At 32.5% G+C, this 17,079-nt stretch carries 21 protein-coding genes; all 21 read left to right on the top strand.

The genetic code is table 11. The features are described 5' to 3' along the window. Positions 1-36: 36 nt before the first annotated feature. From THEBR_RS06330 to THEBR_RS06230, 21 genes are read left to right on the top strand one after another with little or no spacing between them, the layout of a single operon-like run. Positions 37-1,290 carry a flagellar hook protein FlgE gene (locus tag THEBR_RS06330; protein WP_012269368.1) on the top strand — a complete coding sequence of 418 codons (1,254 nt, stop codon included), beginning with the start codon at positions 37-39 and terminating at the stop codon, positions 1,288-1,290. A 48-nt stretch (positions 1,291-1,338) separates the two neighbouring features. Beyond that, entirely contained in the window at positions 1,339-1,548 is a 210-nt protein-coding gene (locus THEBR_RS06325) for a flagellar FlbD family protein (RefSeq protein WP_009052408.1), read from the top strand. Further along, positions 1,545-1,952 carry a flagellar basal body-associated FliL family protein gene (locus tag THEBR_RS06320; RefSeq protein WP_003866712.1) on the top strand — a complete coding sequence of 136 codons (408 nt, stop codon included), beginning with the start codon at positions 1,545-1,547 and terminating at the stop codon, positions 1,950-1,952. Before THEBR_RS06325 ends, THEBR_RS06320 begins: the two co-directional genes overlap by 4 nt. A 15-nt stretch (positions 1,953-1,967) precedes the next feature. Continuing rightward, complete coding sequence (gene fliM, locus THEBR_RS06315; RefSeq protein WP_003866713.1) at positions 1,968-2,966, top strand: flagellar motor switch protein FliM; 999 nt, start codon at positions 1,968-1,970, stop codon at positions 2,964-2,966. Further along, positions 2,959-4,086: a flagellar motor switch phosphatase FliY gene (fliY, locus tag THEBR_RS06310; RefSeq protein WP_012269367.1), complete on the top strand. Its 1,128-nt coding sequence runs from the start codon at positions 2,959-2,961 to the stop codon at positions 4,084-4,086. The genes fliM and fliY overlap by 8 nt, the downstream gene beginning before the upstream one ends. 19 nt (positions 4,087-4,105) lie before the next feature. Beyond that, positions 4,106-4,465, top strand: a complete 360-nt coding sequence (locus THEBR_RS06305) for a response regulator (protein WP_003866715.1) — start codon at positions 4,106-4,108, stop codon at positions 4,463-4,465. Positions 4,466-4,475: 10 nt separating this feature from the next. Beyond that, positions 4,476-4,853 carry a flagellar biosynthetic protein FliO gene (gene fliO / locus THEBR_RS06300; protein ID WP_012269366.1) on the top strand — a complete coding sequence of 126 codons (378 nt, stop codon included), beginning with the start codon at positions 4,476-4,478 and terminating at the stop codon, positions 4,851-4,853. After that, positions 4,850-5,515 (top strand): flagellar type III secretion system pore protein FliP, encoded by a 666-nt coding sequence (gene fliP, locus THEBR_RS06295; protein ID WP_012269365.1) that lies wholly within the window; start codon positions 4,850-4,852, stop codon positions 5,513-5,515. The genes fliO and fliP overlap by 4 nt, the downstream gene beginning before the upstream one ends. Before the next feature lie 13 nt (positions 5,516-5,528). Beyond that, complete coding sequence (gene fliQ / locus THEBR_RS06290; RefSeq protein ID WP_003869159.1) at positions 5,529-5,798, top strand: flagellar biosynthesis protein FliQ; 270 nt, start codon at positions 5,529-5,531, stop codon at positions 5,796-5,798. A gap of 6 nt (positions 5,799-5,804) precedes the next feature. Next, positions 5,805-6,587 carry a flagellar biosynthetic protein FliR gene (fliR, locus tag THEBR_RS06285; RefSeq protein WP_006570399.1) on the top strand — a complete coding sequence of 261 codons (783 nt, stop codon included), beginning with the start codon at positions 5,805-5,807 and terminating at the stop codon, positions 6,585-6,587. After that, complete coding sequence (flhB, locus tag THEBR_RS06280) at positions 6,584-7,675, top strand: flagellar biosynthesis protein FlhB (RefSeq protein WP_013570811.1); 1,092 nt, start codon at positions 6,584-6,586, stop codon at positions 7,673-7,675. Before fliR ends, flhB begins: the two co-directional genes overlap by 4 nt. A 10-nt stretch (positions 7,676-7,685) precedes the next feature. Then, positions 7,686-9,707, top strand: coding sequence for a flagellar biosynthesis protein FlhA (flhA, locus tag THEBR_RS06275; RefSeq protein WP_012269363.1), 2,022 nt, complete (start codon positions 7,686-7,688; stop codon positions 9,705-9,707). Next, positions 9,697-10,722, top strand: a complete 1,026-nt coding sequence (locus tag THEBR_RS06270; protein WP_003866722.1) for a flagellar biosynthesis protein FlhF — start codon at positions 9,697-9,699, stop codon at positions 10,720-10,722. Before flhA ends, THEBR_RS06270 begins: the two co-directional genes overlap by 11 nt. Before the next feature lie 3 nt (positions 10,723-10,725). Continuing rightward, positions 10,726-11,580, top strand: coding sequence for a MinD/ParA family ATP-binding protein (locus THEBR_RS06265; protein WP_012269362.1), 855 nt, complete (start codon positions 10,726-10,728; stop codon positions 11,578-11,580). Next, positions 11,577-12,206, top strand: coding sequence for a flagellar brake protein (locus tag THEBR_RS06260; protein ID WP_003866724.1), 630 nt, complete (start codon positions 11,577-11,579; stop codon positions 12,204-12,206). Before THEBR_RS06265 ends, THEBR_RS06260 begins: the two co-directional genes overlap by 4 nt. 3 nt (positions 12,207-12,209) lie before the next feature. Then, complete coding sequence (locus tag THEBR_RS06255; protein ID WP_009052402.1) at positions 12,210-12,794, top strand: CheB methylesterase domain-containing protein; 585 nt, start codon at positions 12,210-12,212, stop codon at positions 12,792-12,794. Then, a complete protein-coding gene (locus THEBR_RS06250; protein ID WP_012269361.1) occupies positions 12,784-14,766 on the top strand; it encodes a chemotaxis protein CheA in 1,983 nt (660 codons plus the stop codon). Before THEBR_RS06255 ends, THEBR_RS06250 begins: the two co-directional genes overlap by 11 nt. A 15-nt stretch (positions 14,767-14,781) precedes the next feature. Next, entirely contained in the window at positions 14,782-15,207 is a 426-nt protein-coding gene (locus THEBR_RS06245) for a chemotaxis protein CheW (RefSeq protein WP_003866727.1), read from the top strand. Between the two features lie 5 nt (positions 15,208-15,212). Next, the gene (locus tag THEBR_RS06240) at positions 15,213-15,830 is read left to right on the top strand and encodes a chemotaxis protein CheC (protein ID WP_012268723.1); all 618 of its coding nucleotides are present in this window, start codon (positions 15,213-15,215) and stop codon (positions 15,828-15,830) included. After that, on the top strand, positions 15,820-16,308 hold the full coding sequence (locus THEBR_RS06235; RefSeq protein WP_003866729.1) for a chemotaxis protein CheD: 489 nt from the start codon (positions 15,820-15,822) through the stop codon (positions 16,306-16,308). Before THEBR_RS06240 ends, THEBR_RS06235 begins: the two co-directional genes overlap by 11 nt. Before the next feature lie 18 nt (positions 16,309-16,326). Further along, on the top strand, positions 16,327-17,067 hold the full coding sequence (locus THEBR_RS06230) for a FliA/WhiG family RNA polymerase sigma factor (protein ID WP_003866730.1): 741 nt from the start codon (positions 16,327-16,329) through the stop codon (positions 17,065-17,067). Positions 17,068-17,079: the final 12 nt, after the last annotated feature.

The following is a 17,079-nucleotide window of genomic DNA, read 5'->3' as shown; positions in this document are numbered from 1 at the left end:
AAGCGAGCAGCACCGAAAATAAAGGGAGGAGAAAATATGTTAAGGTCAATGTATTCTGCAGTTTCAGGGTTGAAAGCTCATCAAGCAAGAATGGATGTAATAGGAAATAATATAGCGAATGTCAATACTGTCGGATACAAAGCCAGCAGGATGACTTTTAAAGAGATATTTAGCCAGACGATAAAAGGCGCTTCTGCACCGCAAGGAAATGGTGGCGGAACCAATCCCCAACAGATTGGTCTTGGAGTAGCTATAGCTTCAATTGATACATTGTTCACAAGAGGCGGTGCACAAAGGACAGATAATCCTACAGACCTTTCAATTGATGGGAATGGATTTTTCATAGTCTCCAAGGGAGGAGCAAATTTGTACACAAGGGCAGGAAACTTTAGTTTTGACTCTCAAGGTGATTTAGTAACACCTGATGGATATAAAGTTTTAGGTTGGATGTCAACTGATGGTAAAACAGTAAACACTGATACAGGAAATTTAGTTCCAATAAGCCTTAAAAATTGGTCAAGTATAGACCCGGCAGCGACTACACAATTGGAAATAGGAGGAAACATAAATGCTTCCACAGAAATTAATGGCGCTATAAGTTATAACATATTAGTGTATGATTCACAAGGAGGAAGCCACATAGCTACAATTACTTTTACAAAAAATGATGCTACTACTTGGAACTGGAGTGTGTCTTCTTCTGATCCTGCTATTTCTTCTGTAGATGGTTCGGGTACACTTACTTTTGGTGCTGATGGAAGGATTTTACCAGATGCAAATGGTGTAAGAATAGCAAATGGCACACTCAACTTTAATATGAATACTGCCGTGACAAGTGCGACTATTGGTCCTGTTTCACTTGACCTTTCACGTCTTACAATGTTTTCGAGTGAAACAGATTTAAGGGAACTTAGCAAAGATGGAAATGAGGCGGGTTCTTTAGAGAGTATCAATATAGATAAATATGGCGTGGTGTCTGGCATATATTCTAATGGACGTAGGCAGGTAATTGGTCAAATTGCTATTGCGGATTTTCAGAATCCCATGGGCTTAGAAAAAGTAGGGAATACTATGTTTATTAACACAGTAAACTCAGGAGAACCAATGATAGGAGCAGCTGGTACAGATACAAGGGGTTCTATAAATCCTGGAACTTTAGAGATGTCTAATGTAGATTTAGCCAACGAATTTACCGATATGATCGTAACTCAAAGAGGTTTTCAAGCTAATGCGAGAGTTATAACTGCCTCTGATGAAATATTGCAAGACCTTGTTAATATGAAGAGATAATTATAGTCTGCTGGGCACAAAGCCCAGCAGATGTAATGGAGGAAAATTATGATTTATGTTACGCGTCTTAATAATGAAGAATTTATTATCAACGCTGAGTTAATTGAATTCATAGAGAAAACTCCCGATACTGTCATAAGCCTTACTACTGGTAAAAAAATAGTTGTAAAAGAAACACCGGAGGAGATTATACAAAGAGTTATCGAATACAAACAAAGAATTTTCACAATAGAAAAGGATAAAGAGGTGTTAGAATGAAGAGTAAAACAATTTTGATTGTTATTCTTATTATGATTTTATCGTTTAGTATTGCTTTCGTATATTTTAATAATTTTGCATCTAGTAACAAACCTAAAGAAATCACATATTATAATTATTCTCCTGGCGGAGAATTTATAACTAATTTAAAGGGAGACAGAAAATTTGTCAAGGCAACAATAAAGTTGCAAGTTGCAGATAAAAATACTTTAAAAATCTTAGAAGAGCGGACCCCCCAGATTAGAGATTTGATAATTCAAATTTTAAGAGGAAAAACAGATCAAGATGTGGAAGGGCCTGAAGGACAAGAGAAGTTAAAAAACGATATAAAAAATCAGATAAATAAAATAATAGGTGAAAGGAAAATTGTAAATGTATATTTTGAGGAATTTATTGTTCAATAGGGAGGAGGGGGTTTTTTGGCTGAAATATTATCACAGAGCGAGATAGATGAACTATTAAAAGCTTTTAGTTCTGGTGGGTTAGATGTCCAAGAAATTGAAGAAGTAGAAGAAACTAAAAGTAAAAAGATAAGAAATTACGATTTTAGAAGGCCTAATAAATTTTCAAAAGAACAACTGCGAACTCTTCAAATGATTTTTGAAAATTTGTCAAGGTCTCTAACTTCCTTTTTGTCAGGATATTTGAGAACAATAGTGAATGTTACAGTGGTCTCTGTTGACCAGCTGACTTATTATGAGTTTAGTAATTCTTTAAATAATCCGGTTTTCATTGCTATTATTGATGCAGCCCCTTTAGAAGGCCTTTTTCTCTTGGAATTCAATAATAATACTACTTATGCAATACTTGATAGAATTTTGGGAGGAATGGGAAAAGGCGAGCTTTTGGATAGGGATTACACTGAGATCGAGATTAGCCTTTTGACTAAGATAGTAAAACAAATGCTTTCACTTTTTAAAGAACCATGGAGTAATATATTAGATATTAATCCCTCTTTAATAAGAGTGGAAACTAATTCGCAGTTTGCTCAAATAATATCTCCTAATGAGACAGTAGCTTTATGTACTTTATCTATAAAAATTAATGAAACAGAAGGAATAATGAATTTTTGCATGCCTCATTTGACATTAGAACCTATTGTACCCAAATTAACGACAAAATTTTGGTTTTCTAGCATGAAAAAAGAAGAGAAAGTAAATCCTGAGCTTATAAAGAGTAAAATAAGCAAAACTTATATACCTCTTACTGCTCAACTTGGTTCTACAACTATTACTGTAAAAGAATTTTTGGATTTTGAGATAGGAGATATAATCATGTTAGATAAACATTTCAAAGAACCTGTAGACATAATAATCGATAAAAAAGTCAAATTTAGAGGTATACCTGGAATCAAAAATAACAAATACAGTGTAAGAATAACAGAAGTTATTTACAAAGGAGATGAAGAAAGTGAATGACTTTTTATCACAAGAAGAAATAAATGCATTATTAAAAGGCTTAACCGAAGAATCTAAAGAAAATCAGTCCCAAAGTGGAAAAGAGTTAACAGAAGAAGAACAGGATATACTAGGTGAAATTGGAAATATAAGTTTTGGCACTTCAGCCACTACTTTATATACTTTATTGAGAAATAAAGTTACTATTACTACTCCAAAAGTTTCAGTACTGTCGTGGGAAGAGTTGAAAAAGGAATTTAATATTCCTTACATTGGGGTTGAAGTAGAGTATACGGAAGGACTAAAAGGTCATAACCTTCTTATTTTAAAAAAAGAAGATGTACTTAAAATGACAGATTTGATGATGGGGGGAGAAGGAAAAGTAGAAGATGGAGAAATTACTGATCTGCATTTAAGTGCAATAGGAGAAGCCATGAACCAAATGATAGGTTCTGCTGCTACTTCTCTTTCTACCCTTCTCAATAAAACTATAAATATTTCACCCCCTAAAGCTTTTGTTGTCGATTTTACTGCCTCTTTGCCAACAGATATTTCATTTCCGGAAGGCGATGTAGTAAAAATTGCCTTTAAAATGGAAGTAGGAGAAATAATCGATAGTGAAATTATGCAGCTTTTGCCTCTTGATTTTGCTAAGGAACTAGTGCAAAGTGTTTTGTCGAAAAATGAAGAAAAACCATCAGAAGTGACTTTCCAAGAAGAGAGTTCTAATGTTATAATAGAAAATGATGAAAAGATTGTCGAAACAGCTAATAATATATCACCAGGGGGGAAAGTTACCAAGAAAGAACAGAAAGTCAATGTAAGTCCTGTAGTTTTTCAAAGCTTTGACGAAGATTCTTCTTCTAAAGGCAAAAAAGATAAAGAAAATTTAGATTTAATTTTAGATGTTCCTCTTACTATTACTGTCGAATTAGGCAAGACTAAAAAACTTATAAAAGATATTTTAGAATTAAGTGAAGGTTCTATTATTGAATTGGATAAATTGGCAGGTGAGCCAGTAGATATTTTGGCAAATGGAAAGTACATAGCTAAAGGGGAAGTAGTGGTAATTGATGAGAATTTTGGGGTTAGAATTATAGATATTGTTCATCAAAGCAAAAGAATTAGCAATATAGAATAAAGATGAGGAGGAATCATTTGTGAGCAAAATAATGATAGTTGACGATGCTGCTTTTATGAGGATGATGATTAAAGATATTATTTCAAAAAACAATTTAGGGAGTGTAGTAGAAGCCGAAAATGGTGCTGTAGCAGTAGAAAAATATTTTCAAGAAAATCCAGATCTGGTTATTATGGATATTACTATGCCGGAAATGGATGGAATACAAGCAGTAAAGGCAATCCGTGCAAAGGATCCCAATGCAAAAATAATAATGTGCTCTGCTATGGGGCAACAGGCTATGGTTATCGAGGCAATTCAAGCAGGAGCAAAAGATTTTATCGTAAAGCCTTTCCAACCTGATAGAGTAGTGGAAGCTATTAAAAAATTGTTGAAGTGAGGCGCTTAAAGTGTCTAATGGCACAGAATATGTTTTTCAATTGATATGGTATTTAATTGCTTTCCTTTTAGTAATTGGAGCGGCTTTCTATATAACCCGATTTATAGGACAAAGTACTTTAAGATATACTCGCTCTACTAATTTACAGGTGATAGACTATATTATTTTAGGTAGAGACAAAGGTTTATATATAGTGAAGGTAGGAGACAAATTTTTTCTTATAGGTGTGAGTAACAACAATATAACTTATCTTACAGAAATAAATAAAGAAGATATGAAAGTTCCAACTAATGATAAAGATTTTGTGACAAATTTGAATATTTCAATAGAACGATTAAAACGGCTAAAAAACAGATATTTGTCTAAAAAAGATGGTGAGCAAAAATGAATTTAGGAGATTTGGTTTCATCAGTGACAGCTCCTTCAAATATGGCAACAAGTTTACAAATAGTTCTTCTATTAACAGTTTTGACATTAGCTCCATCTATTTTAATAATGATGACTTCTTTTACTCGGATAGTGATTGTATTATCTTTTTTAAGAAATGCATTGGGGCTACAGCAAATGCCTCCTAATCAAGTACTAATTGGTTTGGCTTTGTTTCTCACTTTATTCATAATGGCACCAATTGGGCAAGATATCAACAATAATGCTATTAAACCTTATACTGAAGGAAAAATAACTCAAGAGGAAGCGTATCAAAATGCTATCAAACCATTGAAAAATTTTATGTTGAAGCAAACAAGGCAAAGTGATTTAAATCTTTTTGTAAGTTTAGCTAAAATTAAAGTAAATAATGCAGAAGACCTTCCCATGAGAGTGGTCATTCCTTCTTTTATCATCAGTGAATTAAAAACTGCTTTTGAAATTGGCTTTATAATTTACATTCCCTTTTTGATAATTGATATAGTAGTCGCCAGTGTTTTAATGTCAATGGGTATGTTTATGTTGCCACCTGTTTTGATATCTCTTCCCTTTAAAGTGTTACTTTTTATTTTGGTGGATGGATGGAACCTGGTTGTAAAATCTTTGATTTTAGGTTTTAGATAGGAGATGAAACAAGTTGAATACGGGAATGGTTATAGATATAGGAAGAGAAGCTTTAACTATTGCCTTAACAGTTGCTACTCCTTTATTAGCAGTAGCATTAGGGGTAGGACTTTTAATTAGCATTTTTCAAGCTACTACACAAATTCAGGAACAAACTTTATCTTTTGTTCCTAAAATTGTCGCTATACTTATAAGTCTAATTCTATTTGGGCCATGGATGCTTACTACTTTGGTCAACTACACTCAAAGGTTGTTTTTAAATATTAATAATTTTATAAAGTGATGTAAAATGGATATAATTCAGTATTTACTTCAAAATGTTCAAGTTTTTATATTACTTTTCGTCAGAATGCTTGGCATTTTTATACTTACACCTTTTTTTGGTACAAAAAATGTTCCTACTACTTTTAAAATAGGTTTAGGTTTTTTTGCTGCAGTAATTGTTTTTGATACCATGGGACCAGTGGATTTGCAAATAAATAATGTTTTAGATTACTTTATTGTTGTCATATCTGAGTTCATTGTTGGACTCGTGATAGGGCTGGCATCTATGATATCCTTCAGTGCTATACATTTAGCCGGTCAGCTAATTGATTATCAGTTGGGTTTTGGACTAGTAAACATTTTAGACATTCATAGTGAAACCCAAGTTCCTTTAATGGGAAATTTCATATATATTTTGACAATCCTTATCTTCATGCTTATGAATGGCCATTATACCTTATTTACAATGTTGGCTAAAAGCGTTGATATAATTCCTATTGGCAAAGTTGCTTTTGATTTATCTGGTATGTCTCAGGTCTTAACAAAAATGGTCTCTGATATGTTTATATTAGGTTTTAGAATAAGTGCTCCTATAATTTTAACAACTCTTTTGACAGATTTAACTCTGGGAATAATCTCCCGTACTATACCTCAGCTTAACGTCTTTATGATAGGAATGCCAGCGAAGATTTTTGTTGGAATCTTTACTTTGCTTATTATGTTGCCGATGTACCTGACAATTATAGATTTTATGTTTAATGGAATGAATGCTGACATTTTTAGATTGATGAAATTTATGACAAGGTGATAGTTTTGAGTAAAATAAATTTACAATTGTTTGCGGAAGAAAAAACTGAACCAGCTACTCCTAAAAGGCGACAAGATGCAAGAAAAAAAGGGCAAGTCTTCCAAAGTAGGGAAATAACTTCTGCTTTAGTAATTGTAGCAGGTTTTTTGGCAGTAAATATACTTACAATGCCTTCTTTAGAAAAAATGATGGCTTTAACAAAATATTTGCTTTATACTTATTCTGGAGCTAATGACGATGTTTTTAACGTAGTAGGTATACGAAATCTGTTTACATACGTCTTGCAGCAAGCAATATCAATAATTATGCCTATAATCTTATTGATTTTTGTCGTTTCTCTTGCATCAACTTATCTTCAAGTAGGCTTTGTATTTACAACCGAGCCCCTTGCCTTTAAATTGGAAAGATTAAATCCTGTGGAGGGCTTTAAGAGAATTTTTTCAAAAAGAGCATTAGTAGAATTAGCTAAATCTATTGCTAAAGTGGCAGTTCTTTTCTATATAATGTACTCTTTTTTAGCTTCTCAATATAAAGGTATACCAATGCTTCTTGATATGTCAGTTCAAGATATATTAAAATACGCTTTAAACATACTTTTGGGAATTACTATTAGAATAGGAATTGTACTTATTGTTCTTGGAGCGTTAGATTATTTCTTCCAGTGGAGAGAATATGAAACAAGTCTTAAAATGAGTAAAGAGGACATAAAGGAAGAGTTTAAAGAGACAGAAGGAAACCCACAGATAAAAGCAGAGATAAGAAGAAAGCAGCGACAAGTTTCTATGAGAAGAATGATGCAAGACTTAAAAAAGGCAGATGTCGTAATAACAAACCCAACTCATCTTGCTGTTGCTCTTATGTATGACAGCAATGTCAATGATGCACCTGTAGTGATAGCTAAAGGACAGGATATGATCGCCCTCAGAATAAAAGAAGAAGCTAAGAAGTTAACTATCCCTATAGTAGAGAATAAGCCATTGGCTCAAGCACTGTATAGGTCTACTGAAATAGGAGACATGATTCCACCAGAGCTTTATCAAGCTGTAGCTGAAGTTTTGGCTTATGTCTACAGCTTAAAGGGAGAATAGGAGGGATAATTTGAAAGCCTCTGAGCTTACTGTGGCTCTTTTTGTAATAGGAATAGTTTTACTCATAATAATTCCCGTACCACCTGTTATCATGGACTTTTTATTAATATTTAACATAACTTTGTCTATAATAATACTTTTAACTACTATGTATGTAAAAGATGCTTTAGATTTTTCTATATTTCCTTCTATATTATTAATAACTACTCTTCTGAGACTGGCTCTTAACATTTCGAGTACAAGACTTATTTTAAGCAATACCTACGCAGGTAACGTAATACAGGCCTTCGGAAGTTTTGTAATAGGTGGAAATCCAATTGTCGGATTTATTATTTTCTTGATAATTGCAATTGTACAATTTATCGTCATAACCAGAGGAGCAGAGAGAGTATCTGAAGTGTCAGCAAGATTTACCTTGGATGCAATGCCGGGAAAGCAAATGGCAATAGATGCTGATTTAAATGCAGGCCTCATAACAGAAAAAGAAGCGCGGGAGAGGAGAAAAGAAATACAGCAAGAGGCAAAATTTTATGGAGCAATGGATGGTGCTAGTAAATTTGTCAAGGGCGATGCAATTGCTTCTATAATTATTATCATCATAAACATTGTGGCAGGTCTCATTATTGGAATGGTGATGAAGGGAATGGATATAAATAGAGCTTTAAATACTTATATTGTTTTAACAGTAGGCGATGGTTTGGTAAGTCAAATACCAGCACTTTTAATATCAACTGCTACTGGAATGATTGTCACTCGTTCAGCTTCTGAGTCGAATTTAGGAGGGGATGTAATAAAACAACTTTTCAATCAGCCTCATATTTTGAAAGTGGCAGCTGGGTTACTCTTTGCACTGGTATTGGTGCCTTCTTTACCTAAACTTCCTCTTATCTTAATAGGTTCGTTGTTTGCATATCTTGGATTTGCAGGAACTCAAAAAGTAACAATAAAAGAAGAAGAACAAGAAGAAAATATAAAAGAGTTAGAGAATATAAGGGATCCTAAAAAAGTATATGAATTATTGCAAGTGGACCCTATTGAACTGGAATTTGGTTATGAATTGATTCCTCTTGCAAGTGGAGAATTGTTAGATAGGATTGTCATGATAAGAAGACAAATTGCTCTTGATTTGGGTATCGTGGTCCCAATGATTCGTTTAAGAGATAATATTCAATTAAAGCCTAATGAATATATTATAAAAATTAGAGGAAATGAAATTGCCAGAGGTAAGGTATACGTTGATAGATATATGGCTATGACGGCAGGAGAAATAGATGAAGATATTTCTGGGATTCGAGAAAGAGAACCAGCTTTTGGATTGCCTGCAATTTGGGTAGATGAAAACGAAAGGTCAAAAGCAGAAGCAAGGGGATATACAGTAGTAGATGTTCCTTCTGTCATCGCTACTCACCTTACTCACGTCATAAAACAGCATGCCCATGAACTTTTAGGAAGGCAAGAAGTACAGAGTTTAATTGACAATGTAAAAACTACAAATCCTGCCTTAATAGAAGAATTAGTTCCTAAGCTTTTAACAATAGGTGAAATAGAAAAAGTGCTTTCTAACCTTTTAAGAGAGGGGCTATCTATAAGAGATTTAGTTACAATATTAGAGACTTTAGCTGATTATGCTCCTATTATACGAGATACAGATGTTTTAACAGAGTATGTAAGACAGGCTTTAGCTCGTACTATTTCCAATAAATATGCTCCATATGGTAAGATTGAAGTTATAACGTTAGATCCGAGTGTTGAACAGTTAATATCCTCTAGTATAACTCAGACAGAACATGGTTCTTATTTAGCATTGGAACCTTCTTCGGCACAAAGGATTTTAAAGAGTATCCATGAATTAGCAAAAAAGGTAACTTTAAAGGGTGGACAACCTGTAATTCTGACAGCGCCTGTAACTCGATTTTATCTCAGAAAGTTAGTAGAACAAATTTCTCCTGATATTGCTGTTTTGTCATATAACGAACTTTTACCAAATATTGAAGTTGCATCGGTGGGGACGGTGAGATTAAATGAAAGTTAAAAAATATATTGCTAACGATTATCAAGAAGCTTTAAGAATGATAAAAGCGGAAATGGGAAGTAACGCTGTAATACTTCATCAAAACAAAATTAAAGAAAGAGGGATTATAGGACTTTTTAAGAAGAGTAAAGTGGAAGTAGTAGCAGCGGTAGAAGATTACCCACCGGTAATCCCTAAAGAAAGTATTACAAAAAATGATATAAATGAACTTAAAAATTTGATTAAAACTATAGCTACCAATAAAAATGGAACGGTTACAGAAGCTAAGGAGAAAACCTTAGTTTCTAAATTAATAGATTATGGAATAGAAAGGGAAGTGTCTCAGTTATTGGGGGAGGGAATTGATGAATTTGATAATAAAGGAATAAAAATTTTAAAGGAACGAATAGATGCTTTTATGGGACCTCCTCAAAAATTGAATACTGAAAAAAGCAAAAAAATTTTGTTCATTGGACCTACTGGAGTGGGGAAAACTACTACCATTGCAAAAATTGCTTCTAATTTGATATTGAATGAAGGTAAAAATGTAATGCTTGTTACAGCAGACATTTTCAGAATAGCGGCGGTAGACCAGCTGAAAACTTATGGAGAAATTTTAGGAGTGCCAGTAAAAGTAGTAAATAATATTTTTGACCTTCATAAACTTCAGCCAGAGTTTGAAAAGTACGATGTTGTTTTGATAGATACAGCGGGAAGAAGCCATAAAGATGAAAAGCGAATAAATGAATTAAAAACCTTCATTAAATATGCAAACTGTGATGAAACTTATTTATGCTTGAGTGCTACGACTAAATCGGAAGATTTAAAGGAAGTGATAAAAAGATATGAATTTGCAGGAAATTATAAATTGATTTTTACAAAATTAGATGAAACCGATAATTATAGTTCTATTTTAAATGCTGTTTATTATTCAGGGCGGCCAATTTCTTATTTTACAAATGGACAAATAGTTCCTGATGATATAACTTTAGCAGGAAGTGAAATTATCGCCTCAAGCATAGTAAAGGGGAATTAGTATATGATGGACCAGGCTGAAAGTTTAAGAAAATTGGTTTCCCAAAAAAAGAAGATAAAAAGAAGCAGGGTTATTACAATTACAGGTGGTAAAGGCGGAATTGGCAAAACATGTATCTCAGTAAATCTTTCTTTGGGGCTTAAAAAATTGGGCTATAATGTTACGATTATTGATGCAGATTTGGGATTTTCAAATGTCGAAATTGAATTAGGAGTTACTTCTAAGTATACTTTATTAGATGTTTTATACAACAACAAAATGATAACAGAAGTTATAAGCGAAGGACCTTTAGGCATAAAATACATATCTTCTGGTGGAGATTTCAACCTTATCAATGAAGGAGTGGATTTAAGCCTTTTTCTAAACAACATTAAAATTTTAGACTATTATTCCGATTTTATTATTATAGATACGGGTGCAGGGCTCAATAACGTAGTTAGCAATTTTTTGAAAGCGGCTGATGAAGTTTTACTCATAGTAACTCCTGAACCCACGTCTATTATGGATGCATATACTCTTATTAAGTATTCACTGGTAGGTGAAGATAAAAAGATTAATGTGCTGATAAATAAGGTAAAAAATTTTAATGAATACAAAAAAATTTATGACAGGTTTGAAACAGTAGTTAAAAACTATTTAGGTGTATCTTTGATTGATTTAGGTTATTTGGAAAATGACGAAAAGATGATGGAATGTATAATTGAGCAAAATCCCATTGTCCTTAAATACGAAAATAGTAAAACCTCAAAAAGGATATTACAAATTGCAGCTCAAATTGCTAATCAATCTCCTCCTATAGAAAATAAGGGGTTGTGGGGTATTTTTTCTAGACTTATCAATAGAGGAGGATTTAGATGAATGAGATAAATTTACTACCGGGGCAAAAATTGAGGATAGGTTTAAACAATGGCAAGACCATGTACTCATCTCAAGTACAGGATATTTCCAAAAATGGAACTATATTAATTGATACTCCAGTATACAGTGGACATTTAGTTCCTGTGAGAATAGGTTCAATAATCCAAGTAATTTATTTTACAAAACAAGGTTTGTTTACCTTTTACGCGAAGGTTTTAAATAGATTTTCTGGAAAACTTGCTCTTTTAGAAATAATGCCTATAAGCAGTGTGGAAAGATTGCAAAGGAGACAATATTTTAGATTAGAAAAAGTGATTCCATTTACTTACACCATTATTGGAGAAGAAGAAGATAAGGTTTATAAAGGCCTTATTCAAGATATAAGTGGTGGAGGATTAAAATGTAAGGTAGATAAAAAATTAGAGGTAGGGACTGTCATAAATTGTGTTTTTACATTAGATCAAGAGATAACAGTAAGCGGAAAAGTAGTGAGATATGAAGAATTATTAGAAAAGGGATATGAAATTGGCGTCTGTTATGTGGACATTGATGAAAAAGTAAGAGAAAAGATTATAAGCTATATCTTTGAAGAACAGAGAAAAAGTAGACAAAAAGGGATTGAATGATTTATGAAAAATGATTGTCTTGTTATAATAGGGGCTTCTACTGGGGGGCCTAAAGCACTGCAATATATATTAACAAATTTACCAAAGGACCTTTTTGCTTCAGTAATTGTAGTACAACATATGCCAGAAAAATTTACTAGAATGATGGCAGAAAGATTAGACCAAAGTTGCAAGATCAAAGTAAAAGAAGCAGTAGATGGAGAGGTAATTTTGAAAAATGTAGCTTATATTGCACCTGGCGATAAAAATTTATTATTAATTGAAGAAAATGATAAAATAAAAATTAAACTTTCTACGAATTTTGAATCTGTTTATAAACCTTCTATTGATGCTACTTTTATAAGTGCTTCCCAAATAAATGCCTGCATAATAGCTGTTATTTTGACAGGTATGGGAAGTGATGGTTCAAAAGGACTTAAATATTTAAAAGAGAAAGGAAGTTTTATTATATGTCAGGATATCGAATCTTCTCTGGCAAAAGGAATGCCTTATAACGCTATAAAAACAGGATTTGTTGATAAAATCCTTCCTTTGGATAAAATTCCAGCAGAAATAATTGAGAAGGTGAGGGGATTTTATGGAAAATAATCAATACATCGATATATTTATTGAAGAATCACAAGAGCATATAGAAAATTTAAATAGCAATTTATTGCTTTTGGAAAATGACCCTAAAAATAGGCAAATAATCGATGAGATTTTTAGGTCTGCCCATACTTTAAAGGGTATGGCTGCTACTATGGGCTTTGAAAACATGAATAAATTAGCTCATAAAATGGAGGATGTATTACAAGAGGTAAAAAATGGCGAATTAAACATTTCTCATCCCATCATGGATATTCTCTTTAAGTGTGTAGATACCTTAAGTGAGATGCTGGATTCAATATCACAAACAGGAGAAGATAATGTACCTATTGATGAGTTGATGTTTTTACTTTCGGGCGTTAGTTCTAAATCTAAAAATAAAGAGCCTGTTGTAGAAAAAGAAAATAATGTTTCCAGTAGCGATACATTATTGAACGTATACGAAGAAGATATAATAAGAGAGGCAGTAAAAGATAATTACAAAGCATATAAGATAACAGTACATATTGACAAAGGATGTGTTATGAAATCCGCTCGTGCTTTTATAATCTTTAATAGTTTAGATGAAATAGGAGACATAATAAATTCTTTTCCTTCTGTAGAAGACATTGAAGATGAAAAATTTGAGGAGAGTTTCACTGTTCACATCATTACAAAAGAGGATAAAGAAAGTATTGAAAAAAGATTACTGTCTATCGCTGAGGTCAACAAGGTGGAAGTGGAACTAATAAATATTGATTTAAATAAAGAAGGAGAAACATTTGTCAAGGAGGCATCTTTTTCACAATCTCAAAGTTTTGAGAACATAAAAAAATCTCAAAGCAATAATAAAACTTCAAAAAGTGTAAGAGTAGATATCGACAGATTGGATAATTTAATGAATTTAGTAAGTGAACTTATAATCATAAAAACCCGCCTTGAAGGATTAGAGGCAGATAACAGGAACTCTGAAACTGCAAGTGCTATTGAATATTTAGAAAGAATAACTACTAATTTACATGATGCTGTTATGAAGGTAAGAATGGTACCGGTTGAAAGAGTATTCAATAGATTCCCAAGAATGGTAAGGGATTTATCTTACGAGTTAGGCAAAAAAATTATTCTCAATATGTATGGACAAGATACAGAAGTAGATAGAACTGTTATAGATGAAATCGGTGACCCTTTAATTCACCTCATAAGAAATTCTATTGATCATGGTATCGAAATGCCACAAGAAAGGTTGCAAAAAGGGAAACCAGAACAAGGTACTATTAATTTGAGAGCTTATCATGAAGGTAATAATGTCATAATAGAAGTTAGTGATGATGGAAGAGGAATTGATATAGAAAAAGTCAAAGCAAAAGCAGTAGAGAAAGGCATTTACACTGCTGAGCAAGTAAATGACCTTTCGAAAGATAAAATTTTGGACCTTTTATTTAGGCCAGGTTTTAGTACTTCTGACAAAGTTACAGATATTTCTGGCAGAGGCGTAGGATTAGATGTAGTAAAAAATAAAATCGAATCTTTAAACGGCTCAATTGAAATATTATCAGAAATAAATAAGGGAACAAAATTTATAATTAAACTTCCTCTTACTTTAGCAATTATACAAGCTTTATTAGTAAAAGTAGGAGATGAAAAATTTGCAATTCCCCTTAATTCAATTTCAGAAATAGTTCATAAAAAAGAGGAAGAAATACACAATGTTCAAGGAAAGGAAGTAGTTCTTTTTAGAGGAAAGGTAATTCCAATAATAAGATTAAATGAAGTATTAGAAACCAAAAAGATTTCTAATAATGGAAATTTGGTGTGTGTAATCATCAAAAAAGGAGAAAATTTAGCATGCTGTACTGTAGATGAATTAATTGGCCAGCAAGAGATAGTCATAAAATCATTAGGGAAGTATCTTTCTAATGTCAAAGTTATTGCAGGAGCTACAATATTGGGAGATGGCCAGGTAGCCTTGATTGTCGATGCCAACAATTTGTTTTAACAAGGAGGGAGAATTTTGAGCCTATATGTTATCGCCAAAATTGATGAGGAAGAATATGCAATAAACATAGAAAAAGTGCAGACTATAGAAAAAGTAATGCCTATAACAAGAGTTCCTCAGACTGAAAGTCATGTAAAAGGCGTTATAAATTTAAGAGGAGAAATAATTCCTGTGATTTCTTTAAGAGTAAAATTGGGTTTAGCAGAAAAAGAGTATGATGAAGATACAAGAATTGTGGTTTTAAAGGCTTACGATATGTTAGTAGGCATGATTGTAGATAATGCTAATGAAGTGGTTGATATTGCAGAAGAAGATATTGATAACTTGGTTTTTAATGAGGCTTCTGACGAATTTGGAAAATTCGTCAGCAAAGTAGGAAGAATTAAAGATAAGGTATTTCTCATTTTAGATTTAAAAAAATTATTAGATGTCAGGGTGTGAGAAATGTGGATATTAACCGATTAAATGAAATGTACATAGACATTTTAAAAGAATTAGGAAATATTGGATCAGGAAATGCTATAACTGCTCTTTCAACAATGATTGGCAAAAAAATGGACATGCAAGTGCCAAAGGTAAAAATTCTAGATTTTAAAGAAGTATCAGATATATTTGGCTCTGCTGATACGATCATTGTTGGCATTTATTTCGATCTAGATGGAGATGTAAAGGGTAATATTCTTTTTGCACTTGATATAAAAAGCGCTGCTTCTCTTATTTGGAGTCTCATGGGATTGGAAGTAAAAGAAGAATTTGATGAGTTAGAAAAATCCGCTTTAGAAGAAATAGGAAATATTATGGCGGGTAGCTATGTAGCCTCGTTATCTACTCTTACTTCTTTAAATATAAAAATTTCACCTCCCGCAATAAGTATAGACATGGCAGGAGCAATTTTGAGTGTTCCGGCTATTAAATACGGAGAAATTTCTGATAAGATTTTGTTTATTGAGACCCAATTTATAGAGGGAGAAAAACTTATAAAAGGTGATTTCTTCTTAATACCAGATATTAATTCTTTTGATTTAATACTAAAAGCGCTTGGAGTTGAAGTGAATGGAAAATAAGATTTACAGGGTTGGAATGGCAGATGCAAAGGTCACACAAAGCCCAGGAATTCTTACAACTATTGGGCTGGGGTCTTGTGTGGGAATTGTTCTTTATGACCCTTTAACTAAAATAGCAGGGTTAGTGCATATAATGTTACCTTATAGTGACAAAATATCTGATAATTCTAACAAACTTAAGTTTGCCGATACCGGTATCCAAATTTTGATTGAAGAAATGGTAAAAATAGGTGCTAATTCTAAAAGGTTGATTAGCAAAATTGCTGGAGGAGCGCAAATGTTCTCTTCTAAAATAAATTCTGACATTATGAACATAGGAGAAAGAAACGCTATTGCTACTAAAGAAGTGCTAGGAAAACTTGGCATACCAATCGTTGCGGAAGATATAGGTGGAAATTATGGAAGAACTATTGAGTTTTATTCTGAGGATGGAAGACTATTAGTTAAAACTATTGGTTATGGAATAAAATATATTTAAAAATTGGGGGAATTTTGTATGGCATTAGTGGAGGAGGATATATGGAAAACTTATAATTCTAATAAAGACCCAAATCTACGAAATGAAATAATAATCAAGTATATGCCGCTTGTCAAACATATTGTCAAAAAACTCATCATTTCTGATATTACTCAATCTGAGTATGAAGACTTGATAAATCAAGGAGTAATTGGCCTTATCGATGCAATTGAAAAATATCAGCCTAGTAAAGGTGTAAAATTTGAAACTTACGCTACTTTAAGAATAAGAGGAGAAATAATAGACTATTTGCGGAAAAAAGATTGGATGCCTCGAAGTCTCAAAAAAAAGTACAGAAAAATAGAAGAAACCGTAGAAACACTTCAACAAAAATATAATAGGGAACCTACAGTTGAAGAAATAACAGAAGCTTGTGGCTTAAATGAAACAGATGTTTTAAAAACTTTAAGCTATATCAATGTTTCTAACATTAACTCTTTAGAGGAAGCTATTGAAAATAACTTTAAATTACATGCTATTTCAGATGTCGAACTAAAAAACCCAGAAGAGGAAGTATTGTACAAAGAACTAAAAAGAAAGCTAGCAAATGCTATTGAAAATTTACCAGATAAAGAAAGATTAGTAATAACCTTGTATTATTATGAAGATTTAAACTACAAAGACATAAGCAAAATTTTAAATTTAACAGAGTCTAGAATATCACAAATTCATACAAAAGCTATTAAAAGGATAAGGGAGATATTAGGTGAATACTTTTAAAATGGGGGCTTT

Source organism: Thermoanaerobacter brockii subsp. finnii Ako-1, assembly GCF_000175295.2.
Lineage (GTDB): Bacteria > Bacillota > Thermoanaerobacteria > Thermoanaerobacterales > Thermoanaerobacteraceae > Thermoanaerobacter > Thermoanaerobacter pseudethanolicus.
The sequence above is the reverse complement of the archived record's forward strand: the minus strand, read 5'-3'. Positions and strand labels throughout refer to the sequence as shown.